Source organism: Streptomyces sp. NPDC028305 (genome assembly GCF_055569495.1).
The window spans coordinates 171,761-194,975 of sequence record NZ_JBVHTN010000011.1 but is presented as its reverse complement, the minus strand read 5'-3'; the positions used below and the strand labels follow the sequence as shown (position 1 = coordinate 194,975).

Here is a 23,215-nt window from a genome sequence, read left to right as displayed (position 1 = left end):
TTCCCGATGAGCAGGGTGACATGGGGGCGGCGGCGACGAGCGCACGGCGCAGCTCGCGCGCCTCAGTCGCGCCCCAGCACCACCGTCCCCGACGAGCAGAACCAACCACCCGTCCCCGACGCCACGGCCAGCTCCGGCAACCGCCCGTTCGCCTTGCGGACCTGCCGCCCACCCGCCTCGCCGCGCAGCTGCCGCACGGCCTCCACCAGCAGGAACAGCCCGCGCATACCGGGGTGGCAGGCGGAGAGCCCGCCGCCGTCCGTGTTCGTCGGCAGATCGCCCGTAAGCGTCAGCCGCCCCTTGCCCACGAACGCCCCGCCCTCGCCCTTGGCGCAGAAGCCCAGATCCTCCAGGGTCACCAGCGTCATATAGGTGAACGCGTCGTAGAGCTCGGCCACATCGATCTCCGAGGGCCGCACCCCGGCCCGCTCGAAGGCCTGCCGCCCCGAGGCCGCCGCGGGGGAGACAGTGAAGTCGTCCCACTCCGACATCGTGGTGTGCGAGATCGCGGTGCCCGCGCCCAGCACCCACACCGGAGGCTTCGCGGTGTCCCGAACGTACTCCTCGCCCGCCAGCAGTACGGCGCAGCCGCCGTCGGAGCGGATGCAGCAGTGCAGCTTGGTGAAGGGATCGGCGATCATCGGGCCGCTCAGCACCTCGTCCACGGTGATCGGGGTGCGGAACATCGCGTCCGGGTTGTGCGCGGCGTTGGCACGCGCCTGTACGGCGATGTCCGCGAGCTGTTCGAGGGTCGTGCCGTACTGGTGCATATGGCGGCGCGCGGCCATCGCGTACTTGGCGACCAGCGTGTGCCCGTACGGGACCTCGAACTGGAGCGGTCCGCGCGCCCCGAAGGACAGGTTGGAGGTGCGGCGGCCCGCGCGGATGTCGGCGCGGGCGGTGGAGCCGTAGACGAGGAGGACGGCGCGCGCGTGGCCCGCGGCGATGGCGTCCGCCGCGTGGGCCGCCATCACCTCCCAGGTGGAGCCGCCGACGGACGTCGAGTCGGTCCAGGTGGGGCGCAGGCCCAGGTACTCGGCCACCTCGACGGGCGCCAGCGTGCCGAGCCCGGCCGACGCGAGGCCGTCGACGGCCGACCGGTCGAGGCCGGAGTCGGCGAGGGCGCGGCGGGCGGCTTGGGCGTGGAGGGCGTAGGGGGTCGCGTCGTCGACGCGGCCGCAGTCGGAGAGGGCGACACCGACGACGGCGACCTTGCGGGCGCGCTCGCGCTTCGCTGAGGACATAAATCTGACGGTACATCAGATTCAATGGGGGGTGGGGCGCGAGGGCTGGGAAAGTGTTCACCCGGTCCCTAATATGACGGTCCGTCAGTAGCGGAGGTGTGTGCCGATGGACACCGCGTTCACCGAGGAACAGGCCGAGATCCGCCGTACGCTGCGCAGACTGCTGCGGGAGCGGTGCGGCCCCGACGAGGTCAAGGCGGCGGTGCGCACCCCGCCCGGCCACGACGAGTCGCTGTGGCGGCTGCTCGCGCGGCGGCTCGGGCTGCCCGGCCTGGCCCTCCCCCGGGACGTCGGGGGCGTCGGCTGCGGGCCCGCCGAGCTGGCCCTCGCCTGCGAGGAGGCGGGGCGCGCACTGCTCCCGTCGCCGCTGACGGCCACCGCGGTGCTCGCCGCGCCCCTCGTCGACCGGCTCGGGACGGGCGCGCAGCGCGCCGAACTGCTGCCGCTCGTCGCGGACGGCGAGCTCACGGCCGCGCTCGCCGTGCCCGGCGGAGAGCTGACCAGGGCGCTCGGCCTGACGGACGGGGACGACGGCGAAGGCGGGGACGGCGGGGACGGCGGAGGCTGGGCGGGCGGCGGGCGCGCGGGGGGCGTCCAGGCGCGGGAAAGCGGGGGCGGGGGCCCAGGTGGAGGCGGGGGCTGGCGGCTTTACGGGCAGGTGGACCAGGTCCTCGACGGGCACGGCGCGGGCCTGTTGCTCGTCGCCGCGCGCACGGGCGGCTATACGCGCGGCCGGACGCTGCTGTTCCTCGTCCGGGCCGGGGCGCCCGGACTGGCCCGGACGAGGCTGACCGCACTCGACGAGACGCGGCCGCAGGGCCGGATCGAGCTGCGGGACGTGCCCGCCGAGCCGCTGGGCGCGCAAGGGGCTGAGGGGGCTGACGGCGCGGACGTGGCGGGTGCCCTGGTGCGGCTGGGCACCACGGCGGCGGCCGCGCTCGCTGCCGAGGCGGTGGGCGCGGCGCACGCCGCGCTGGAGCGGACGGTCGAGTATGTGCGGGTACGGGAGCAGTTCGGCCGGCCGGTCGGGTCCTTCCAGGCGGTCAAACACCGACTGGCGGAGGTGTATGTGAAGGTCGAGACGGCGCGGTCGGCGGCGTACTACGCGGCGTGGGCGGCCGACGGGGTGAACGGGACGGAAGCGGCCGTCGCGAGCGGCCTCGCGCTCGCGACGGCGCTGGAGGCGCAGCGCGCGGCCGCGGGCGAAGCGGTGCAGCTGCACGGCGGCACCGGCTTCACCTGGGAACACGACGTGCACCTGTACTTCAAGCGGGCCGCCTCGGACGAGCTGCTCTTCGGGCCGGCGCACCGGCTGCGGACGCGCGCGGCCGAGCGGGAGGGGCTGTTCGCGGCACCGGACGCGGCGACGGACGCGGCGGGCAGGCCGGGCATGGGGGCGGGTGCCGACGGGCGCCGGGCCCGGAAGGCGGTGAGGGTGTGATGGCGGCGGCCACCCGTACGGGCTATGGGGCCCGGCTCGTCCAGAAGGTCTCGTCGGGGCGGGCCTTCGCCAAGGTCGCGCCGCACATCATCCCGGCGCTCGACCGCGCCGTGCACCGGCTGACGCGCGGCAAGGTGCTGCTGAGCGCGCAGATGCTGCCGGGTGTGGTCCTGACGACGACGGGCGCGCGAAGCGGCCTGTCCCGCCGCACCCCCCTGGCCTGCATGCCGGAGGACGGCGGCACCTGGCTTCTGGTGGGCAGCAACTTCGGCCGGCCGGGGCACCCGGCGTGGACCGCGAACCTGCTGGCCCACCCGGACGCCGAGATCAGCTGGAAGGGCCGCGACATCGCGGTGCGGGCGCGGCTGTTGACGGGCGAGGAGCGGGCGGCGGCGTGGGCGGCGGCGCTCCGCTTCTGGCCGCCGTACGCGAAGTACCAGGCGCGGGTGGAGCGCGAGATCCGGCTGTTCCGGGTGGTGGAGCGGGCCCCGGACCGCGATTCGCGCGGTCGGGCCTGACAGCACGCGCGCGACGGGGCGTCGCGCGCCCCCCGAAGAAGCGACGCGCGGGCCGTCCGGAGACGGCCCGCGCGTCGGCGTGGGGCACAGGGGCAGGGTGCCCAGGAGTGGTCGGGGGTGCGGTCCGCCGTGGGGGGTGACAGGACGTGCGGGACCGCGGGCCGACCGACCCGCGCTGGTGGGCGAGCGGCATGGCCCCCAGGGTCGGGGGCCCGGGACGCTCGCGAAGCCGGCGCGTGTGGTGTGTGCTATGTGGCTACTTGGGCGGCTTCCTGCCGGTGATGCCGAGGTGGACCAGCAGCGTCAGAGCCGGCTTGAGCTCGGCCTGTTTGACGCCCCAGCTCTGGAACCCCTTCTGGTGTGCGGCGACCGCGGCCAGCATCGCGACGATCGAGCCCGCGACGGCCGCCGGACTGACGTCCTTCTCGACCCGGCCCTTCGTCTGGAGCTCCTTGACGGCGTCGGTCAGGGAATTGGTCACGGCGTTGAGGATCTTCATGCGGATCTTGTAGAACCGCTTGTCCCCCTCCGCCGCACCAAGATCGACTACGCGCAGGATGGCGTCATGTTTGCGCCAGAAGGAGAGGAAGCCCTCGACGAGGTCCTCCGCGGCCTGCGCCCCGGACTTCCCGGCCCACGAGCGCTCGGCGACCAGCTCGGTCAGCCCCGCGCCCTCCTTCGCCATCTCCTCCGCGATCTCGAGGACGGCGCCCTCGACATCGGGGAAGTACTGGTAGAACGTCGCGGGCGAGGTGCCGGCCTTGCGGGCGACGTCGATGACCTTGACGTCTCGGTACGGGGATGTGCTGAGCATCTCGCCGAGGCAGTCGAGCAGCTTCTGCCGCGTCGCCTGTCCGCGGCGACCGGCGACCCGCCCGTCGACGGTGCGTACTTGTCCTGTCATGACGTCAGCTTACCGAGGGGTGATCGAAGCGCGATTCGGCTGCGTGCAAATGGGGTCCACACCCGGCTCGGGGTGTCGGGGGCCGCGCTGAGCAGCGATAACGGGCGATCAAGGCCGGATCGGGCGGCCTCTTGCCCGTCGGTCCACGGCTCCTGCGTTCGGGTGAATCATATTATCAACAGGCTGTGGATAACTTCGGTGGACAACCGTGCGGCGGTGCGGCCCGGGGGATCGGCGAGCGGCCGGAAATAGACCTGAAATGGGCCTCGCACACCCGCGTATCGAATCGGTCTTTCCCGGCGATGACCCATTAGCGTGGTGAATGGCGCAAAGGGCGTTGTGCGTGGCGAAGAGGGGCATTCGCACGGGAGGATCTGGACCATGGCCGCATTTGCGGAAGGTGTGCCCTGCTGGGTGGACGCGATGCTCCCCGATCTGGCGGCGGGCAAGCGCTTCTACGGGGAGCTGTTCGGCTGGACCTTCGGGGCGGGCGAGCCGCGCTACGGCCACTACACCCAGGCTTTCCACAACGGGCGGAACGTCGCCGCCCTCGTCCCCAAGCCGGACGGCCGGCTGCCGACCGTCTGGAACATCTACGTCGCCGTCCGGGACGCCGCCGCCACCGCCGCACGCATCCGCGCCGCGGGCGGCCGGCTGATCTCCGAGCCCACGCGGATCGGGGACTTCGGCGTCATGGTGACGGCCGTGGACCCCGGGGGCGCGGTCTTCGGCCTCTGGCAGGCGGGCAGCCATCCCGGCTTCGAGGAGCACGGCACGCCCGGTTCGTACGGCTGGATGGAGCTCCGCACCCGGGACCCGGAGCGCGTGGACGCTTTCTACCGGGCGGTTTTCGGGTACGGGACGGTGCGGCTGGGGAAGGGATCCGACGGGCGGTCGGACGGGCGGTCGGACGGGCGGTCGGGCGAGGGGCCGGGCGAGGCATCGGGTGAGGGGTCGGAAGGGCGGGCGGGTGGGGCGGATGTGGTGCTCTGGGTGGATCGCGGGGTGCCCGCCGAGCCCGGGCGCGCGATCGGCGCCCGCGCCGCGATGGGGGACAGGTTTCCGGCCGAAATGCCCGCGCACTTCCTTACCTGCTTCGTGGTCGCGGACTGTGACGAAGCGGCACGGACGGCGCCTGAGCTCGGCGGGCGTCTGCTCAATGGCCCCGAAGCTACGCCGTACGGGCGTTTCGCGGTTCTTGCGGACAATCAGGGCGCGCTCTTCGCCGTTGTCGACCCCTCGGCGGCGGGCGCTTTGCCTGCGGAAAGCGGAGCGTAGCGGGGCGGGCGCCCGGCTTTCGGCAAGATGGGGGGGCGACCGGGTGCCGCTTGGTGACACGACGAAATCGCCCCCGGGTTCGCAACCGCCGCCTTCGCCAGAGAGAATGCAGGTTGCGTGCCGCCGGTTGGTTTGTCGGTGAGACGTTGCAGCGGGGCGGTATTTTTTGAAGCCCCACGGGGAGGTGGCAGGCAAGTGGTGGAGCAGCTGACGCAGCACGATCCGAGGCGAATCGGCCCGTTCGAGGTGCTCGGCCGGCTCGGCGCGGGCGGCATGGGGCTGGTCTATCTGGCCCGCTCGGCGTCCGGCCGGCGGGTCGCGATCAAGACGGTGCGCACCGAGCTCGCCGAGGACCAGCTGTTCCGTGTCCGCTTCACCCGTGAGGTGGAGGCGGCGCGCGCGGTCAGCGGCTTCTACACGGCGGCCGTGGTGGACGCCGATCCGCGTGCGGCGGTGCCGTGGCTGGCCACCGCGTATGTACCGGCTCCCTCCCTCGAGGAGATAGTCAATGAGTGCGGGCCGATGCCGGCCCAGGCGGTGCGCTGGCTGGCGGCCGGGGTCGCCGAGGCGCTTCAGTCCATCCATGGCGCGGGCCTGGTCCACCGGGATCTGAAGCCGTCGAATGTGCTGGTCGTCGAGGACGGCCCGCGAGTGATCGACTTCGGTATCGCGTCGGGCGTCTCGAACACCCGGCTGACGATGACCAACGTGGCGGTGGGCACCCCGGCCTATATGTCGCCCGAGCAGGCGCGGGACTCGCGCAGTGTGACGGGCGCGAGCGACATCTTCTCGCTCGGCTCGACGCTGACCTTCGCGGCGACCGGGCACGCCCCGTTCCACGGCGCGAACCCGGTCGAGACCGTGTTCATGCTGTTGCGGGAGGGCCCGGACCTGACCGGCCTGCCGGACGAGCTGCGGCCGCTCATCGAGTCCTGCATGCAGATGGACCCCGAGCGCAGGCCCACCCCGGCCGATTTGCAGTCGCAGCTGGCCCCCCATCTCTTCGCGTCCAACGCCGAGGACAGCGGTACGGCCTCGGCCTGGCTGCCGGGCGGCGCGGTGGCGCTGATCGAGCGCAAGCGCAACGGGCGGAACCAGATCGCGCGCGGCGCGCGGGGCTCGGACGGCCGCCACGGCGGCGACGGCGCGAGCGGTGGGGGCCCGGGTCGGTCGCCGCTGCCCCCCGAGCGCCCGCCGGCGCCCGGGCCGGGGCCGGGGCGCGGCCGGCACAGCGCGCCTGCCGGCGCCTCCGGCTGGGAGCCGGTGGCCACCGGCGACCCGCGCGGCGGCCTGCGCACCGACCCGTCGTCCCCGCCGGGCCCGCTGAGCGCCATCGGCCCCGGCCGGCACGCCGCGGCCGCGCCGCCCGCCTCCCAGGGACCTGCCGGAGCCGCCGGAGCCACGGGCCCCACCGGGCTTGCCGGACCTGCCGCGGCCGCCGGTCCGACGGGCCCCGGGGCGCCCGCCGGAGCCGACGGGTCGGTCCGGCTGCCCGGCGCCAAGGTGCCCATCGGCCCCGGCCCCCGGGTCACCGACGGGCGCGGCGTACCGCCGCAGCACGAGACGGGGCCCGCCACCGGCTGGGTGCGGCCGCCCAGCGGCCTGCCCGGCGGGGCGAACGGACCCGACGGCGGCCTCGCGACGGGCGCCGTACCGCCGCCCTCGTCGCCGTCCACCTCGGCCCCCTCTCCGGACGCCTCCGAGCCCCCGGGCGGGGGCGGCGCGCCCGGCCGCTGGCGCCCCTGGCGGTTCCGGATGTCCAACGACGTATGGGGCACCCCGGCGGTCGCGGGCAATCTGCTGTACGTGACGTCCTTCGAGGTGCACGCGCTGGACGTGGCCACGGGGCGGCGGCAGTTCAAGACGCGCGACGTGGCCTGGGCCATGGCCGTCTCGAACGGCCGGATCCACGCCTCGGACGGCCCCACGCTGTACGCGCTGGACGCGGAGGACGGCGCCGAGCGGTGGCGGCTGTCCACGGACGGCTGGGTCTACTGCCTCAAGGTCGACCGCGGCACGGTGGTGACCGGCACGCGCGGCGGCGGCGTCCAGGCCTGGGAGGCCGCGAACGGCGAGCTGCTGTGGGAGATGCAGGGCGCCCAGACCGACTTCGAGACCCCCGAGTCCGGGCCGGTCGTCCACGACGGCACGGTCTTCGTCTGGGCCGACGCGCGGCTGCGCGCCCTGGAGGCGCGCACGGGCGTGGAGCGCTGGTCGTACCCGGTCGGTGATGCGGCGTCCTGCGGCGGGGTCCCGGTCCGGCTGCTGCCGGCCCCCGACGGGGTCGTGTACGTGGCGGCGGGCACACGTGTGCTGGCGATCGACATCGCGCGCGGGGAGGTGCGGTGGCGCTTCGAGGCGCCCGCCGTCTTCCTGTGCGCCCCCGCGTACGCGCCGGGGCCCGCGGTGACGGGCGGCGGCGTGTACATCGCCGACTACCTCGGCACGGTCTACGCCCTGGACGCGGCCAACGGCCGCGACCGCTGGCGGATCGCGACCGAGGCGCGCCAGTCGATCGAGCCGGTGCTGGTGGCCGACGGGTCGGTGCATCTGGGCAGCGGCAGCGCGCTGTACACGCTGGACGCGGTCACGGGCACGCCGAAGTGGCGCTTCGCGGCCGGCGGCGAGGTCATCGGCTCCCCGGTGGTCGCGGACGGCCGGGTCCACTTCGGCTCGGCCGACCACTGCCTCTACACGGTGGACGCGGCGGGCGGTCAGCTGCGGTGGAAGCTCGCGACGGGCGGCGAGATCACCGGTTCCCCGGTGGCCGCGGGCGGCGTGGTGTACGCGTGCAGCAAGGACCGCTGCGTCTACGCGCTGGACGCGGTCAAGGGCACTGGCCAGTCGCGGACTTCGGGCCGTCAGGGCTAGGTCGTGTCCGCAAAGTCGCGTCGGATCAGCCCGCGGCGTCTGGTGCGTGCGATCGCAAGGCGGAGGGTCGCCCTCGTACTGGGCGTACTTGGGCGAGCCCGACAACGCAGCGCGGGGGCACCCCCAGCGGTAGCTGGGGGAGCGTGCCAGGCGTCGCGGGCCCGGCGGGACTTTGCGGACACGGCCTAGGCCCCGACCGGGGCGGGCCCGGCGGGAACCGGCGCGGGGGTTAGCGTCGTGTACCTGACAGTGCCTGCTACGGTGGCGGGCGCTGCCCGGACCCGATGGGGCCGGGAAGGCGGACGTGAATCGGGGGACGAACAGAGATGATGCGGCGAGGGCTGCGGCTGACGGCTGTGATCGCGGTGGTGCTGGTGTCGCTGACCGGATTCAAGAGCCGTGGGCACGGGCGGCACGGCTCGGGCGGCGGGGGCGGCTGCTCCAACTCCAGCTCGAGCCACTCCAGCTCGAACTCCGATTCCAGTTCGAGTTCCGGTTCCGGTTCGAGCTCCGGCGGCTACTCCGGCTCCGACGACTACGACTCCTCGTCCGGCTCCTCCGATTCTGGTTCTGGTTCTGGTTCCGGCGGCTACCGCTACCACGACCGCTATGACGACAACGACTCCTCGTCGAGCAGCGGTTCGTCGTCCGGCTCCGCCACCAAGCCGGGGGAGCTCGCGCCGCGCGTGGCCCTCGTCAAGTGCGCAGGCAAGGACAAGAACGGTGAGCCGGCGGCGATCGTGAAGGTGACCAACCAGACCGACCGGTCCCAGACGTACATCGTCACCATGGACTTCCGCGACAAGGACTCGAAGGTGACCTCGGGCAGCGCGCACGCGCGCTTCGCCGCTAAGCAGACGAAGACCGTGAAAGTTCCGCTGGATGATCCCGGGGTTGCGGGAACCGTGGTGACGTGTGAGGTCGTCTCCGTCGACTGAACGGGCCTGGTCGGCACCGTCTCTGAAGTGACTTTGGGGTAGGACGCCCCATTGCGTAGGGTGCCGTGCACTCGTCAACCGTCGAGGTTGGCCTGAATGTGTCTTTTTCAACGGGGGTAATTCATGCGTCGCCGTTCCATGCGTCTTGTCGCTGTCGCCGCGATCGGCCTGTTGGCCCTGACCGGCTGTGGAAAGAAGGGCCGGCACAGCGACGGCGGCGGGCTCGGGTCCGGCTTCGTCTCCGGGGGCGGTGGCGGCGGTGACACGCCGCTGTCCACCCCCAGCGGAGTCCCCACCGATCTGCCCACGGACCTGCCGTCGGGCCTCCCCTCGTACACCCCCTCCTACACCCCGTCGTACACCCCCTCGCCCTCGTACAGCTACTCCGCGCCGCCCACCTACAACTCGGACGGCACGAACGACGTCTCCGCCACCGGCTGCGACTACGACGAGACCACCCACTCGTTCCAGTACACCCTCACCATCCGGAACCCCGAGTCGCAGTCCATGCGCTACGGGATCAGCGTCAAGTGGACCGACCAGTCCACCGCCGGCCTGCTCGGCAGCGACTACGAGTCCGTCACCGTCATGGCCGGCAGCAGCCAGACGGTCAAGGCCACCTCCTACCGCTACCTCACCGAGCAGACGTCCTTCACCTGCAAGGTCGACTCGGTGCTCAAGTTCCCGTCCTGACGCCCGGGGCGGCTTCGGGGTGGCGAGCCCCGTTGCGTAGGGTGGCGTGCGCGCGTCAACGATCACGGTTGGCTCGAATGTGTCTTTGCTTCGGGGGTAATTCATGCGTCGCCGTTCCCTGCGTCTTGTCGCCGTCGCCGCGGTCGGTCTGCTGGCCCTGACCGGCTGCGGAAAGAAGGACAAGCACGGCGACGGCGGCGGGCTCGGGTCCGGCTTCGTCTCCGGGGGTGGTGGCGGCGGTGACACGCCGCTGTCCACCCCCAGCGGCGTCCCCACCGATCTGCCCACGGACCTGCCGTCCGGCCTGCCCTCGGGCGCCCCGTCGGACCCGACCCCGACGTACTCCGCGCCGGCGCCCTACGACCCCGAAGGGCTCGACGAGGTCGACGGCAGCAACTGCTTCTTCGATCCGTCGACCGGCCAGCTCACGTACGACGTCACCATCACCAACGCGGACCCGGCCCGCGGCTACACCTACAGCATCTGGGTGAGTTGGAACGAGTCGTCGTACGGTCTCCTCGGGTTCCGCTCCCAATCGACCACCGTGCTCGCGAACTCCACCAAGACGGTCACGATGCGGGACACCACCAGCTACACCCAGCGGAAGTCGATCACCTGCCAGATCACCCAGGCGAGCAAGACCCCGGCGTCCTGAGGGCCCTCACCGCACCCGGTACTCCCTGGCGCGGCCCGCGAAGAGCCCGGCCTGGCGCTCCGGCGGCAGATTCCCGAGCGCGATCAGCTGCGGGGCGTGCGCCAGGGCCTGGGCCAGCGCCGCCTCCTTGGCCGCCCACACCGCACGCACCGTCCCCTGCACGGCCGCCGTCGGATACGACGCGATGACCGCGGCGGCGCGCAGGGCGGCGGCGACGGGGTCGGCGCCGGCCGGGGTCACCTCGCTGACCAGGCCGATCTCATACGCCCGCCGGGCCGTGAGGCGTTCCGCGGTGCCCATCAGCGCCATCCGCGCGACCTCCCCCAGGGGCATGCGCTGCGCCATGTAGACCGCCTCGTAGGCGCTCACCATCCCGTAGCTGGTGTGCGGGTCGAAGAACGTGGCGTGTTCGGCGGCGACGATGAACTCGGCCTCGCCCAGCAGATAGAACGCCCCGCCGCAGGCCATGCCGCCCACCGCGGCGACGACCGGCTTCCACAGGTCGTTGGCCTTGGGCCCGATGGTCAGCAGCGGGTCGTCGACCGAGTACGGGGACGGGGGCTGGGCCACCCGCGCCGCGCGGTCGATGCCGGTGCAGAAGGCCCGGTCGCCCGCCCCGGTGAGCACCACGGCCCGCACCGACTCGTCCATCCGGAAGCCGCGCCAGACGGCCGCCAGTTCCGCGGCCGTCTCCAGGTCGATGGCGTTGTGCCGCTCGGGCCGGTCGAGGGTGACGACCGCGACGCCGCCGTCCTCGATCCGCGTACGCACCGTCATGGCCGCTCCAGCACCCAGCGCACCACCGCGATCCCGTCCGCCGGGCGGTGGAAGACGGCCCGCACGGCGGCGTTGATCCGGATCCGCGCCGGGTCGACCGAGTCGAGGGCGGCGTCGGCGTCGGCGACCAGATTGCCCACCAGCCGGATGCGCGGGGCGTCCACGAGCTCGACGAGGATCACGTTGTACGGGGCCTGCGCGGCATACGCGGGCAACAGCGGCGGGTGCGGCACGACATACGACCAGATCCGGCCACGGCCGCCGGTCCGTGTCCACTCGCTCTCGAAGGACTGGCAGTGCGGACAGCAGGGGCGGGGCGGGAAGCGCGGCTCGCCGCAGCCGGAGCAGGTCTGGACGCGCAGCTCGCCGCGCGCCGCGTAGGCGAAGAACGGCGCCCCGTCCTCGTCGGGCACGGGCGCGAGCAGCCCCTCGGGCTGCCGGGCACCGGACGGTGTCATCTCCTTGATCAACTCCTCAGCAGCAGGGCCGAGGTGGGTACCCCCTCGCCCGCCGTGACCAGGCAGGTCGCGGCGTTCGGCACCTGCGCGGTGCTGGTGCCGCGCAGCTGTCTGACCCCCTCGGTGATGAGGTTGAAGCCATGTACGTACGCCTCGCTGAGGCCGCCCCCGCCGGTGTTGAGCGGCAGCCGCCCGCCGATCTCCAGCGCGCCGCCCTCGGTGAAGGCGGCCCCCTCGCCGCGTCCGCAGAAGCCGTAGCCCTCGAGCGACAGCGGGATCAGGGGGGTGAAGGCGTCGTAGATCTGGGCCACGTCCACGTCCTCCGGCCCGAAGTCGGCCGACTTCCACAGCCGGCGGGCGGCGGTCCAGGCGGGCCCGGTGAGCGGGTCGTCGTTCCAGTAGTTGACCATCCCGTGGTGCTGGGCGGGCAGCCCCTGGGCCACGGAGTGGACGTACACGGGCGGGCGCCGGCAGTCGCGCGCCCGCTCCGCGGAGACGAGTACGCAGGCCAGCGCGCCGTCGGTTTCCAGGCAGTTGTCGAAGAGGCACAGCGGCTCGCTGATCCAGCGGGCCGTCATATACATCTCGCGGGTCAGCGGCCGCTCGTACATCATCGCGGCCGGGTTCTGGTTGGCCCGGTTGCGGCAGGCCAGCGCCACATTGAAGAAGTGGTCGCGGGTGGCGCCGTACTCGTGCATATAGCGGCGGGCCAGCAGTCCGATCTCGTCGGCGGGCCGCAGCAGCCCGTACGGCCGGGTCCACTGCGCGGGGGTGGGCAGCTGTACGCGGGTGTTGGTCCACGGGCGCGGGCCGCTGCCGCGCTTGCGGGAGCGCCAGGCCACCCCGACGCTCGCCTGGCCGGTGGCGATCGCGACGGCCAGATGGGCGACGGTCGCGCAGGAGCCGCCCCCGCCGTAGCCGACCTTGCTGAAGAAGGTCACGTCCCCGGCGCCGATGGCCTTGGCGACCTCGACCTCGTCGGTCTCCTCCATGGTGTACGAGGCGAAGGCGTCCACTTCGGACGGGGCCAGCCCCGCGTCGTCGAGCGCGGCGAGAATCGCCCGGCAGGCCAGGGTCTTCTCGGACTCGGGGAGGCGTTTGGCGAAGGGGGTCTGGCCGATACCGGCTATCGCTGTCGCGTCTTTCAAGGTCGCCCCCATCGCCACCTCCATGGCCGCGTTCACCGGTGCTGACAGCGGGGAAGGCTACCGCTAATCTGACGGCCAGTCAGCTACTCGTGGCGCGGATACGGGAGGCGACCCGATGCGCGAGACCATCCCGGCGCTGGTACGGGCGGCGGCGGAGCGTTACGGCGACACCGAGGCGGTCGTCGAGGGCCGCACCCGGATCTCGTACGCGGAGCTCGGCGAGCGCGTGGAGCGGGCCGCGGCGGCATGCCTCGCCTCGGGCGTCGAGACGGACGACCGGATCGCGATCTGGGCGCCCAACACCCTCGACTGGATCGTGGCGGCGCTCGGCGCGGTCACGGCGGGCGGGGTGCTCGTCCCCGTCAACACCCGCTTCAAGGGCGCGGAGGCGGCATACGTCCTGCGGCGCACCCGCGCCACCCACCTCTTCGTCACCGGTACTTTCCTCGGCACCTCGTATGTGGCCTCGCTGCGCCGCGCGGCGGGGGAGGGGTCGGGCCGGGGCCCGCTCCCCGGTCTGCCCTACCTCCGCGAAGTGATCGTCCTGGCCGACGACGCCCCCGCCGACTTCCACGCCTGGAAGGACTTCCTGGCGGCGGGCGAGCGCGTCTCCTCCGAGGCGGTACGCGCCCGAGCCGCCACCGTACGCCCCGGCGACCCCTCCGACATCACCTTCACCTCGGGCACCACCGGCAACCCCAAGGGCGTCGTGATCACCCACGCCCAGACCGTACGCGTCTACACCACGTGGAGCGAGGTCACCGGCCTCACGGAGGGCGACCGCTACCTCATCGTCAACCCGTTCTTCCACACCTTCGGCTACAAGGCGGGCATCATCGCCTGTCTGACGCGCGGCGCCACGATGGTCCCGCAGCCCGTCTTCAACGTGGACACCGCGCTCGCCAACATCGCGGCCGAGCGCATCAGCGTCCTCCCCGGCCCGCCCACCCTCCACCAGTCCCTGCTCGACCACCCGGCCCGCGCCGCGCACGACCTGTCCACCCTGCGCCTGGTCGTCACGGGCGCCGCCGTCGTCCCCCTGGAACTGGTCGAACGGCTCCGCTCCGAACTCCGCGTCGCCACCGTCCTGACCGCCTACGGACTCAGCGAGGCCTCCGGCACCGTCACCATGTGCCGCCGCGGCGACCCGCCCGAGGTGATCGCAGCCACCTCCGGCCGCGCCATCCCCGGCACCGAGGTCAAGGTCGTCCGCCCCGGCGGCGCGGAGCTCCCGCCGGGACAGCCGGGCGAGATCTGGGTCCGCGGCTACCACGTCACCCGCGGCTACTTCGAGGACCCGGTCGCCACGGCCCGGGCCATCACCCCGGACGGCTGGCTGCGCACGGGCGATGTCGGCGTCATGGGCGAGGACGGCAATCTGCGGATCACCGACCGCATCAAGGACATGTTCATCGTGGGCGGCTTCAACGCGTATCCGGCGGAGATCGAGCAACTCATCGCCCGCCACCCCGATGTCGCCGATGTCGCGGTCATCGGCATCCCGGACCCGCGGCTGGGGGAGGTGGCGAAGGCGTACGCGGTGCGGCGCGCGGGGGCGACGCTGACGGCGGACGACCTGATCGCCTGGTCGCGGCGGGAGATGGCCAACTACAAGGTGCCGCGGCAGGTGGAGTTCCTGACGGAGCTGCCGCGGAACGCGAGCGGCAAGGTCCTCAAGACTTTGCTGCGCTCGCGCGGCCGGCGGCTTGATTGATCGCCCCCTTGACCTACTCGGCCGGGTGGCCGATCCGACCCGCACGGACGCCGCTCACGAATGCGGTCCACGCGGCGGCGGGTATGAGGAGGGCGGGGCCGGTCTTGTCCTTGGAGTCGCGGACGCCGACGGCGGTGGTCAGGTCTGCGACCTCTACGCAGGTGCCGCCTTGCTGGCCGCTGTAGGACGATTTGGACCAGGTGAGGTTCGCGACCTCCAGGCAGGCGCCTGCCTCCTGCGTGCTGTAAGAGGACTTGAACCAGGCGTCTTCAGGTATGCGGACGTTCATGACTAACCCAACTCTCGTGCTAGTTCCGTGAGGAAACGGGGAGTTTCTGTGGGAGGTAGGGCGCCCTCGCGCATGGCGTCGAAGCGGCGGTTGTACTTCCACACCTCGCTTTTCTTGTCAGTGAAGCTCACGCTGCTGTATTCGAGTCCGACAACTGAGTCCACGCCACTGTCGAAGTCAAGGATGATGAAATTGTCGGTTGCCCGGTACGTGGCCAGCGACAGCGGCAGGACTTGGACGGTCACATTGTCCAGCTGGCAGAGTTCGGCGATGGTCTCGTACTGTTCCCGCATGATCTTTGGGTCGCCGACGACGCGGCGAAGTGCCGACTCATCGAGAATGACCCGGAGTTCTGCCGGGCTGTCTTCCCGCGTGATGATCTCTTTTCGCTCCATACGTACGCGGGTGTTGTGTTCCACGAACTCCGTCGTCGTCTCGTCAACAGGCTTGGCGGTCATGAACAGGGCCCGTGCGTAGCTTTCGGCCTGCAACAGCCCGAAGATGACGTGCGACTGCCAAGAACGCATCGCGCGAGCGTCCATCTCCAGTCCGACATACGTGTGCAAGCCCGACGGCATCACGCTGCGGTACGGCCTCCACCAGTCACTCGTGAGCGACTCGCGGTGGAGGGTCAGCAGAGATTCGCGGTCATCGACGTCGGTGACACCGTAGCGGTCGAGCAGCTTCTCCATGTCCGCTACACGCGGTAACCCGTTGAGTCCTGTCTCCACCCGGCTGAGCTTGGCGTCGGAAAACCCGAGCCCTTCGGCTGCCTCCAGGATGGTGAGACTGTTCTTCTCGCGCAGGCGGCGAAGCTCTTTGCCGAGTTCCCGGCGGCGGAATGTAGCACCTCGTCGTGCTGCCATCTCTGTATCCCTCCACGTGCCTGTGTGTGGCCTCGGCACGTTGCCGTACCGAGTCTGCCATCCCCTGTTCCCCTGGCGACAGCCCCTGTTGACGCGGAGGCCTGTGCCACTTTCACCATAGCGGCAGTTTCACTTGCAGATACCTATGTAGGTACAGAACAGTGGTTGAGGAACCGAGGGCCGGGTTGGGGCGGCGGCTGGAGTCAGCCGATCTCTGTGCCTGAAACACCCGTCTGCCCAGCAACTTTGCAGTGATGGGAGGCAGTTGCATGGCCACTGTCATTACCGAGCTGAAGCGCATGCGCGTTTCCGCCGTCGCCAATCCGAAAAACGTTCGAGAGCTAATTCGAGCAGGCGTACGCACCCTCGCGGAGTGGGCGCTGAAAGGGCACGTGAGCACGACCGGCCGGGGGCGGCACAGCGCGGAGTACCTTGCGGCTCACCCCGCCCGAACTCCCGTGCCGCCGCCTCCGATGCCCGTCGCCACGGAGTCCTCCGAGCCCTCCGCCCAGTCCTCCGTCCGCTACGAGGACCCGCCCACGCTCTTCCTCCCGCGCGTCCCCGCTGCTGAGCGCTTCCCGATTCTCTGGGACTTCGACCCTGTGGGGCTGTACGTCGTCCAGTACGAGCGTGAGCGGGCGTTGGGGGTGGCGAGGTGAGCGCGGAGACGCCTCCACCGGAGACGCAGGGGGGTTCCGGCCCGCGCCCCACTCCCAAGGAGTTGGAGCAGCGCGCGGAGGCTCTGGGCAAGGCGATCCGCAAACACCTGGAGCGGGGGACGCGGCGGTGACCGCTGGAACCCGATCCTGCGCGCAGTGCGAGGAGTACACCGCGTTGCGCGAGAAGGCCAAGGAGGACGGGGATTACGACAAGGCGACCACGTACGAGATCCTGCGCCGCCGTCACCCGTCCCACGAGATGCCGAGCCGTACGGCTCGTTGGGGGTTGCCCGCATGAGCCGGCCGACGCCGTACAGGGGCCCGAAGGTGGGCCAGGAAGCGTACGACGCTGCTACGGGGCGCGTCGGCGTCCTCCAGGCGGTCTGTCACGTTGACGATCTCATCTTCGACCACAGGATGCCGGGGCCCCATGTCGCCTTCCTGCGCCCGGCCGAAGGCGGGCGGGAGTGGATGACCGACGCCGGAAACGTCAAGTTCCTGGAACAGGCGAAGGAGTACCCCGACGTCTGCGACGAGTCACGGTGGGAGTGACGTCGACATATGGCCCCCGCGGCCGGGGGCCGCGACGCGTACCCGGCCCCTGCCCACGCTTTGAGCGGATTCGCCAGACCTCGATCTCATCGTTGGGTTACCGTACGGACACACCGCGCTACCCGCCGTGGTCATCCGAGGAGGATCCCTTGTCATCGCCCTGCGACCCCAAATACGCTCCCGCCGGCGACGTGGGCGCGGCGCTCATGATGATCGACTCTCGGCTCAAGAGCGTCTACGACGGCAAGAGCGACACGGAAGCCGAACAGCAGGCGCTGACGGACCAGTTCACCGAGTCCCTGGGACCCGGCGGAGCCGATGCCGTGCTGGACGGCACGTGCACGCTCATCTTCATGTTCATGAAGTGGCTGCGGATGGCCTACGAGGACCATGACAAGGACGTCATCGAGTACGTGGTGCCCAACCTCGTGGCCACGATGGGCATGATGCCCAGGAGCGTCCGCCCCGAGGCCATCCCCACCATGGCCGGCCTGCTCGTCGCCGCGGGCACCGGCCTGAGTCCCAGCCTGTGGCGGAAGCAGTACGGATACTGGACCGAGGACGAGATGACTCCCCTGGAAGCCACGGCATTCCTCCTCGCGGAGCACATCAACCGCCTCACCGACGACCGTGACTTCGCCACCCGCATGATCGCCGAAGCTCTGACCGAAGCGGACGAAGGCTGACCTGCCGCATCCGTCGCGAATCGGCGGTCACTTCTCGGAAGGGGCCAGGAACAGCTCCAGCAGCTGCTCGGCGAACTCCTTCGGGTGCTGCGTGACTCCCACATGCCCGCCCGGGAACTCCACGACCTCTCCGCCGAGCAGCTCCGCCAGCCGCCGGGCCGGCCCGTACAGCGGCTCCTGTTCGCGCGAGTCCCTGCCCGCCGCGAGCACCAGCCGGTCCCCGGCGCGGCGCAGGGCGGCGACGTCAGGGGCGGTCGAGCTGAACGGGCACAGCATGTGCTCCAGGAAGGCCGGGAGGTTGGCGTGCATACGCGGGGCCATCTCCTGGATCTCGGGCGGCAGTTCGGTCGCCCGCTCGGCCTGCCGCTCGCCCCCCAGTCCCTCGCTGAACCGTGCCATCGCGGGGCCGGCCCCGTCCCTGCGGAACGTCTCGCGGACCTCGGCGAAGAGGCGCCGGTGGGGCGCGGGGTCCGCCAGGACCTCCAACAGGGGCGGCTCGTGGGCGACCACGCGGCGCAGCCGCTCGGGGTGGCGGGCCAGCAGGTCGAGCGCGACGATCGCACCCGAGCTGGAGCCGAGCACGCGGGCCTCCTCGCCGGGTGAGAGCAGTTCGAGCAGCCGGTGGGCGTCGTCGCTCCATACGTCCACGCGCTGGTCGGTGAGCGGGCCGTCGAGGGTGCTGCGGGAGAGGCCGCGCGGGTCGTAGGAGACGACGGTGTAGTGGGCGGCGAGGTCGGCCGCGATCCCCGCGTACAGCCCGGCGTCGGCCGCGCCGCCGGGGATCAGCAGCAGGACGGGGCCGCTGCCGCGCGTCTCGTAGTGGAGGGTGGCGCCGGGCACCTTCAGGGTGCCGGTCGTGGATTTGGGCATGGGCATGGCTGCCCACCTCGCTTTCCTAGGGATCCTAGGTTTAACCTAGCATCCCTAGGTTTCGGAGGCGGTGGAATTGTTGGCCGGGTGCCTACCTGCCGCGCCGGGCCAGCAGCAGGGCGCACGCCACGGCGCCCAGCGCCACGGTGGCGAGCCCCGAGCCGCCGAGTGTCGCCCGCGGGCCCAGCGCCGCGACGAGCGGTCCGCCGAGCGCCGTGCCGAGCGGCGACGCGGTGAGCAGCGCCGCGCTGCGGGCCGCGAGCATCGCGGACAGGTGCCGCGGCGGTGACTTCGCCTGCATCAGCGTCACCGAGAGCGCTACGAACGGTCCGTATATCGCGCCGCCGAGCGTGAAGCACACGACGGTGACGGCCGTCGGCACGCCGAAGCCGAACGGCAGCAGCGCGAGCCCCCAGCCGATCATGACGCCCACCGTCACCGGCCACAGCGGCAGCCGCCGCAGCACTCCGGTCATGAGCCCGCCGACCACCGCACCGACGCCGAACAGCATCCAGTACAGGCCGAGCAGCGCGCCCGACGCATGCAGATCGTCGGTCACATGGAGCGGCAGGGCGACCTCGACCGGGCCGTACAGCAGGTTGAAGAACCAGGTGAGCGTCAGCAGCCCGAGCAGCTCGGGATGGGACCGCAGCAGCGCGAGCCCGCCGCGGGCGGCCGCCCGGTCGACGGCGGAGACCTGACCCGACTCCGGCAGCCGGGTGCGTACGACGAGCACGGCGAGGAACAGATAGGTGAGCGCGTCCAGCCCGAGCACCAGCGCGGAGCCGACGTAGGTCACCAGCACCCCGGCGATCGCGGGCCCGGCGATCGTGGCGGCGAAGTTGAGCGAGCTGACCAGGGTGTTCGCGGCAAGCCGCTGCTCGTCGGGCAGCAACTCGGCCAGCAGGGTGTATTTGCCCGCGCTGCCCCACGCGTGCAGCAGCGACGAGACCGCCAGCAGCGCGAGGTACAGCGGCGGCGTCAGCAGCCCCGCGAGCCAGGCGAGCGGTACGGCGCCGAGGAACACGGCACGCACCGCGTTGTCGGCGAGCAGCAGGCGTCTGGGCGGCACCCGGCGCAGCCGGCGCCCCAGCACCAGCACGCCGACCACGCCGGGTAACGTGTAGGCGGCCACCGCGCCGCCGACCCACAGCCCCGCGGTCGCCTCCGGCGCGAGCTCGATCGCCAGCCACGCCACCGCGACGAAGCTCATCCCGTCGCCGAGATACGAGACCGCGAAGCCGAGGATCAGCCGCCGGAAGACCCGGTTGGCGAGCACCGGCCGATAGGCGGCGGGGACCAGGCGCCGGAGCGCTGGGCGGACCTTATGAACGGGACGAACGGGTAACCGGGTCATGGTCGCGACCGCAGATGGCTCAGCGCAGCTCCTGGATGCGGACCATGTTGCCCGCGGGGTCGCGGAAGGCGCAGTCGCGGATGCCGTACGGCTGCTCGGTCGGCTCCTGGACCACCTCGGCGTCGCCGGCCTGGACGTTCTCGAAGGTCGCGTCGAGGTTTTTGGTGGCCAGAAGGATCCAGCCGTAGGTGCCCTTGGCCATCATCTCGGAGATGGTGCGGCGCTCGTCCTCGGTGATGCCGGGGTCGGCGGCCGGGGGCGCCAGGAGGATGGACGTATCGGGCTGGCCGGCGGGGCCGACGGTGATCCAGCGCATCTGGCCCTGCCCGACGTCGCTGCGGACCTCGAAGCCGAGGATGTCGCGGTAGAAGGCCACGGACGCGTCCGGGTCGACATGCGGAAGAACGCTGGTGTGAATGGTGATGTCCATGGGATCCACGCTAAGACTTATCCCGTATGTGTGTACGGGGGCGGCCGGTGTGCGGTCGTGTCGTTCCGGCGTGGGCCTTGGGCCGCTCGGTTGCGGGTCTGGTCTCATCCGGGGTTGCCACGGTGCACTTTCCGGCGTTTAGCCGAGCAGAGGCCGTCCGCTGCCGGGGAAGGGTGTTCCCTCGGGGTTCGGCTGCCGCGCGGGTCCGGCCCGGGGGCGCGGACTTCGGTGCGGTTGACTCGGTCAGGGCTAACCTCACCATGGAGCAGCTGGCCGCGCTGTTCGCCACCACGGACTCCACCGTGCACCGGGTCACCGCCGACCTCGCGCCGCACCTCGCCGCCCTGCCCGGCTCGCCGCCCACCGACCGGCGGGAGCTGTGGCTGGTGGACGGCACCCTGATTCCGGTGCACGACCAGCAGAAGACGAAGAAGTCGAAGAACTACCGGCGCAGTGTGAATGTGTAGATTGTCTGTCGGGCCCGTGACCGCCGTATCGTCGCGGTCGGCGACGCCTGGCCGGGCAACCGCAACGATGTGGTGGTCTTCCGGGAGACCGTCGGCAAGACCCTGCCCGATCATCCCCGCCTGTCCGGCGATGGTGGTTATCAAGGGATCGAGCGGATCCGCTCGCCCCGGCGCGGGCCTGACCGGAAGATCATCAAGGATCAGGCCTACCGCCGCTTCCGCAAGCGCCGCGCCGTCGCCCGAACACACCATTGCACGCCTCAAGGACCACCAAGTCCTCCGCCAGTGCCTCCGCAAGGGAGAAGGGGTCAACCACGCCGTCGCCGGCAGCTGCCCTGCACAACCTGAAACTGGAGATCAACAGCTGACCACGAACCGGCAACTGTCCACAGGAAAACACGCCTGACCTGGCATTACGGGATATCTCTTAGCCCCGCCCGGGTGGCCTGCGCTTCTTGATTCCTGACCGGTCTGGTCACCTGCTTCGCCACGCACGGCGGCATCTCCGCCGACTCGCCCGCCATCTGGCGCCGGTAGGCGCTGGGCGGCATGCCGACGAGCTCGGTGAAGCGGGTGCTGAAGGTGCCCAGCGACGCGCAGCCGACCGCGAAGCAGACCTCGGTGACGCTGAGGTCGCCACGGCGCAGCAGCGCCATCGCGCGCTCGATGCGCCGCGTCATCAGATAGGAGTACGGCGACTCTCCGTAGGCGATCTTGAACTGGCGGCTGAGGTGTCCGGCGGACATGTTCACGCCGCGGGCGAGCGCCTCGACGTCCAGCGGCCGCGGGTACTCCCGGTCGATCCGGTCGCGGACGCGGCGCAGCAGCGCGAGGTCGCTCAGGCGCTGCTCCGCGGCGGGTCTGCTGCTCATCTGCCCGATGGTGCCATGTCGCACCGACGTTGCCCAGCGTCTTCGGCGCCGGTCAGACCGGTCCGAACCAGGTGGACAGCGCTTCGCGCAGGCCCTCGTCCGTGGTGCCTTGCCAGGCGACGTAGCAGTCGGGGCGGAGCAGCAGCGCGGTGTCGAGTCCCGGGACGGCTACGGTGTCGACGCGCTGCGCCCATGGGCCCGTGTCGAGGGCGCCGGTGGGGTCCAGGAGGAGCGGGCGGCCGGCGCGGGTCAGCTCGCGCAGTCCCGGTACGTCGGGCGCCCACCGGCCGACGAGCGGTCCGGTCGCCGGGCCCATGTCGTAGGCGATGTCCGCGCCGGACAGCAGATCCGCGAGGTGCTGCCGGGTCGTGGGCTGGGCGAGCAGTTCGCCGAACAGTTCGCGCAGCGCCGTCACTTCGCCGCCCGGGCGGGTCAGCAGCGACTGTGCCCGGGTGTGCATGGCGACGCGCCGTGCCACCGGGGCCCGTTCCGCCTCGTAGCTGTCCAGCAGCCCCTCGGGCGCGTGGCCGTGCAGCTCCGCGGCCAGCTTCCAGCCGAGGTTCACCGCGTCCTGGAGACCCATGTTGAGCCCGGGGCCGCCGATCGCCGAGTGCACATGCGCGGCGTCCCCGAGCAGGAAGACGCGGCCCGCGCGGTAGCGCTCCGCGATGCGGGTGTTGCCGCCGAACACTCGCCTCATCACATGCGGTCCCGGCCCGGTCGGCGGGGCGAGCGGCACATCCGCGGCGCCGAGCAGCCGGGAGGCGCTGGCCCGCAGCTCGTCGAGGGACGCCTCGCCCTCGGCGGGCTGGTCCCACTCCACCGTGCTGAGCAGCGGATCCCGGTCCGGGAACGGCGCCCAGGCGATGAGGCCGCGTTCGGTGCGCAGATGCCGGAACGGCGGGACGACGCCGAAGCCGGGTACGACCAGGCCGCCGTCGGCGTCGACCATGCCCGGATCCACGCTCACCTGTCCCACGCGCGCCACCGAGTCGTCGGCGGTCACACCGGGGAAGCCGATCCCGGTGGTCTTGCGGACCACGCTGCGCCCGCCGTCGGCGCCGACCAGGAACGCCGCTTCGATCGGCTCCCGTCCGCGCAGTTCGATCGTCACCGACTTCTCGTCCTGCATCAGACCGATGACCTCGTGGTCGCGGCGTATCTCGACGCCCAGTTCGGCGGCGCGCTCGGCGAGCATCTGCTCGATCCGGCGCTGCGGCACCATCAAGGTGTAGAGCGGGTTGTCCGGCAGGTCGCTCAGCTCGAGCGGGAACGCGCCGAATACGTAGCTGGGCACCGGCTCGGGGGTGGCGCCGGGCGCTGTCAGCCGCTCGTACAGCCCGCGCCGGTCGAGCATTCGCACGACCTGGCCGACCATGCCGTTCGCGCGCTGCTCGGTCGACGGTTCGGTGAGGCGTTCCAGGACGAGCGGGCGTATGCCGGTCAGGGCGAGCTCGCAGGCGAGCATCAGGCCGTTGGGGCCGGCGCCCGCGATGACGACGTCGATCATGAGTAGAGTCCTTTTCGG

Annotated in this window: 26 protein-coding genes; 14 read left to right on the top strand and 12 right to left on the bottom strand. The window is 71.7% G+C overall.

Annotation, left to right across the window (positions count from 1 at the left end; all coding sequences use genetic code 11):
- Window positions 1-62: 62 nt before the first annotated feature.
- The gene (locus tag ACZ4WQ_RS40680) at window positions 63-1,244 is read right to left on the bottom strand and encodes a thiolase C-terminal domain-containing protein (protein ID WP_311726750.1); all 1,182 of its coding nucleotides are present in this window, start codon (window positions 1,242-1,244) and stop codon (window positions 63-65) included.
- 106 nt (window positions 1,245-1,350) lie between these two features.
- Here ACZ4WQ_RS40680 and ACZ4WQ_RS40675 point away from each other — a divergent pair, with 106 nt between their 5' ends.
- Window positions 1,351-2,685 (top strand): acyl-CoA dehydrogenase family protein, encoded by a 1,335-nt coding sequence (locus tag ACZ4WQ_RS40675; RefSeq protein ID WP_398377503.1) that lies wholly within the window; start codon window positions 1,351-1,353, stop codon window positions 2,683-2,685.
- A complete protein-coding gene (locus ACZ4WQ_RS40670) occupies window positions 2,685-3,203 on the top strand; it encodes a nitroreductase/quinone reductase family protein (protein ID WP_311726752.1) in 519 nt (172 codons plus the stop codon). The genes ACZ4WQ_RS40675 and ACZ4WQ_RS40670 overlap by 1 nt, the downstream gene beginning before the upstream one ends.
- 256 nt (window positions 3,204-3,459) lie before the next feature.
- Here ACZ4WQ_RS40670 and ACZ4WQ_RS40665 read toward each other — a convergent pair whose 3' ends face one another.
- Window positions 3,460-4,107 (bottom strand): TetR family transcriptional regulator, encoded by a 648-nt coding sequence (locus ACZ4WQ_RS40665; protein ID WP_311726753.1) that lies wholly within the window; start codon window positions 4,105-4,107, stop codon window positions 3,460-3,462.
- Between the two features lie 381 nt (window positions 4,108-4,488).
- On the opposite strand from ACZ4WQ_RS40665, the gene ACZ4WQ_RS40660 reads away from it, so the two are divergent.
- From ACZ4WQ_RS40660 to ACZ4WQ_RS40640, 5 genes are all read left to right on the top strand, one after another.
- Window positions 4,489-5,385, top strand: a complete 897-nt coding sequence (locus ACZ4WQ_RS40660) for a VOC family protein (protein ID WP_398377506.1) — start codon at window positions 4,489-4,491, stop codon at window positions 5,383-5,385.
- Between the two features lie 195 nt (window positions 5,386-5,580).
- A complete protein-coding gene (afsK, locus tag ACZ4WQ_RS40655) occupies window positions 5,581-8,256 on the top strand; it encodes a protein serine/threonine kinase AfsK (RefSeq protein ID WP_311730191.1) in 2,676 nt (891 codons plus the stop codon).
- A 326-nt stretch (window positions 8,257-8,582) separates the two neighbouring features.
- A complete protein-coding gene (locus ACZ4WQ_RS40650; RefSeq protein ID WP_311730192.1) occupies window positions 8,583-9,194 on the top strand; it encodes a hypothetical protein in 612 nt (203 codons plus the stop codon).
- A gap of 138 nt (window positions 9,195-9,332) precedes the next feature.
- The gene (locus tag ACZ4WQ_RS40645) at window positions 9,333-9,887 is read left to right on the top strand and encodes a hypothetical protein (protein WP_311730193.1); all 555 of its coding nucleotides are present in this window, start codon (window positions 9,333-9,335) and stop codon (window positions 9,885-9,887) included.
- 103 nt (window positions 9,888-9,990) lie between these two features.
- The gene (locus ACZ4WQ_RS40640) at window positions 9,991-10,542 is read left to right on the top strand and encodes a hypothetical protein (RefSeq protein ID WP_385349491.1); all 552 of its coding nucleotides are present in this window, start codon (window positions 9,991-9,993) and stop codon (window positions 10,540-10,542) included.
- Between the two features lie 6 nt (window positions 10,543-10,548).
- Here the strand turns inward: ACZ4WQ_RS40640 and ACZ4WQ_RS40635 are convergent, their stop codons facing one another.
- Genes ACZ4WQ_RS40635 through ACZ4WQ_RS40625 form a run of 3 tightly spaced genes read right to left on the bottom strand, consistent with a single transcriptional unit; the run spans window position 10,549 to window position 12,937 of the window.
- Window positions 10,549-11,319 (bottom strand): enoyl-CoA hydratase/isomerase family protein, encoded by a 771-nt coding sequence (locus ACZ4WQ_RS40635; RefSeq protein WP_398377510.1) that lies wholly within the window; start codon window positions 11,317-11,319, stop codon window positions 10,549-10,551.
- Window positions 11,316-11,777 carry a Zn-ribbon domain-containing OB-fold protein gene (locus tag ACZ4WQ_RS40630; RefSeq protein ID WP_361193086.1) on the bottom strand — a complete coding sequence of 154 codons (462 nt, stop codon included), beginning with the start codon at window positions 11,775-11,777 and terminating at the stop codon, window positions 11,316-11,318. The genes ACZ4WQ_RS40635 and ACZ4WQ_RS40630 overlap by 4 nt, the downstream gene beginning before the upstream one ends.
- An 8-nt stretch (window positions 11,778-11,785) precedes the next feature.
- Window positions 11,786-12,937, bottom strand: a complete 1,152-nt coding sequence (locus ACZ4WQ_RS40625) for a lipid-transfer protein (protein WP_398377511.1) — start codon at window positions 12,935-12,937, stop codon at window positions 11,786-11,788.
- 103 nt (window positions 12,938-13,040) lie between these two features.
- On the opposite strand from ACZ4WQ_RS40625, the gene ACZ4WQ_RS40620 reads away from it, so the two are divergent.
- Entirely contained in the window at window positions 13,041-14,639 is a 1,599-nt protein-coding gene (locus tag ACZ4WQ_RS40620; protein ID WP_398377513.1) for a FadD3 family acyl-CoA ligase, read from the top strand.
- Window positions 14,640-14,652: 13 nt separating this feature from the next.
- Here the strand turns inward: ACZ4WQ_RS40620 and ACZ4WQ_RS40615 are convergent, their stop codons facing one another.
- Both ACZ4WQ_RS40615 and ACZ4WQ_RS40610 read right to left on the bottom strand, forming a co-directional pair.
- Window positions 14,653-14,928 carry a DUF397 domain-containing protein gene (locus ACZ4WQ_RS40615; RefSeq protein WP_311730199.1) on the bottom strand — a complete coding sequence of 92 codons (276 nt, stop codon included), beginning with the start codon at window positions 14,926-14,928 and terminating at the stop codon, window positions 14,653-14,655.
- 2 nt (window positions 14,929-14,930) lie between these two features.
- On the bottom strand, window positions 14,931-15,794 hold the full coding sequence (locus ACZ4WQ_RS40610; protein ID WP_398377516.1) for a helix-turn-helix domain-containing protein: 864 nt from the start codon (window positions 15,792-15,794) through the stop codon (window positions 14,931-14,933).
- Between the two features lie 473 nt (window positions 15,795-16,267).
- Here ACZ4WQ_RS40610 and ACZ4WQ_RS40605 point away from each other — a divergent pair, with 473 nt between their 5' ends.
- From ACZ4WQ_RS40605 to ACZ4WQ_RS40585, 5 genes are all read left to right on the top strand, one after another.
- Entirely contained in the window at window positions 16,268-16,453 is a 186-nt protein-coding gene (locus ACZ4WQ_RS40605) for a hypothetical protein (protein ID WP_311730201.1), read from the top strand.
- Window positions 16,450-16,584 carry a hypothetical protein gene (locus ACZ4WQ_RS40600; protein WP_311730202.1) on the top strand — a complete coding sequence of 45 codons (135 nt, stop codon included), beginning with the start codon at window positions 16,450-16,452 and terminating at the stop codon, window positions 16,582-16,584. Before ACZ4WQ_RS40605 ends, ACZ4WQ_RS40600 begins: the two co-directional genes overlap by 4 nt.
- Window positions 16,581-16,751, top strand: a complete 171-nt coding sequence (locus ACZ4WQ_RS40595) for a hypothetical protein (protein WP_311730203.1) — start codon at window positions 16,581-16,583, stop codon at window positions 16,749-16,751. Before ACZ4WQ_RS40600 ends, ACZ4WQ_RS40595 begins: the two co-directional genes overlap by 4 nt.
- Window positions 16,752-16,780: 29 nt before the next feature.
- Window positions 16,781-17,005, top strand: coding sequence for a hypothetical protein (locus ACZ4WQ_RS40590; protein ID WP_385349473.1), 225 nt, complete (start codon window positions 16,781-16,783; stop codon window positions 17,003-17,005).
- 149 nt (window positions 17,006-17,154) lie between these two features.
- A complete protein-coding gene (locus ACZ4WQ_RS40585; protein ID WP_311730205.1) occupies window positions 17,155-17,691 on the top strand; it encodes a hypothetical protein in 537 nt (178 codons plus the stop codon).
- A 27-nt stretch (window positions 17,692-17,718) separates the two neighbouring features.
- Here ACZ4WQ_RS40585 and ACZ4WQ_RS40580 read toward each other — a convergent pair whose 3' ends face one another.
- The 3 genes from ACZ4WQ_RS40580 to ACZ4WQ_RS40570 form a co-directional block, all read right to left on the bottom strand.
- Window positions 17,719-18,561 (bottom strand): alpha/beta fold hydrolase, encoded by an 843-nt coding sequence (locus tag ACZ4WQ_RS40580; RefSeq protein ID WP_398377525.1) that lies wholly within the window; start codon window positions 18,559-18,561, stop codon window positions 17,719-17,721.
- A gap of 91 nt (window positions 18,562-18,652) precedes the next feature.
- Window positions 18,653-19,840 (bottom strand): MFS transporter, encoded by a 1,188-nt coding sequence (locus ACZ4WQ_RS40575; RefSeq protein WP_398377520.1) that lies wholly within the window; start codon window positions 19,838-19,840, stop codon window positions 18,653-18,655.
- A 97-nt stretch (window positions 19,841-19,937) separates the two neighbouring features.
- Window positions 19,938-20,348 (bottom strand): VOC family protein, encoded by a 411-nt coding sequence (locus ACZ4WQ_RS40570; RefSeq protein ID WP_398377522.1) that lies wholly within the window; start codon window positions 20,346-20,348, stop codon window positions 19,938-19,940.
- Between the two features lie 260 nt (window positions 20,349-20,608).
- On the opposite strand from ACZ4WQ_RS40570, the gene ACZ4WQ_RS40565 reads away from it, so the two are divergent.
- Window positions 20,609-20,815 (top strand): hypothetical protein, encoded by a 207-nt coding sequence (locus tag ACZ4WQ_RS40565; protein ID WP_468022801.1) that lies wholly within the window; start codon window positions 20,609-20,611, stop codon window positions 20,813-20,815.
- Between the two features lie 413 nt (window positions 20,816-21,228).
- Here ACZ4WQ_RS40565 and ACZ4WQ_RS40560 read toward each other — a convergent pair whose 3' ends face one another.
- Both ACZ4WQ_RS40560 and ACZ4WQ_RS40555 read right to left on the bottom strand, forming a co-directional pair.
- Entirely contained in the window at window positions 21,229-21,687 is a 459-nt protein-coding gene (locus ACZ4WQ_RS40560; protein ID WP_398370586.1) for a helix-turn-helix transcriptional regulator, read from the bottom strand.
- A 52-nt stretch (window positions 21,688-21,739) separates the two neighbouring features.
- Window positions 21,740-23,197, bottom strand: a complete 1,458-nt coding sequence (locus tag ACZ4WQ_RS40555; protein WP_398370588.1) for an FAD-dependent monooxygenase — start codon at window positions 23,195-23,197, stop codon at window positions 21,740-21,742.
- Window positions 23,198-23,215: the final 18 nt, after the last annotated feature.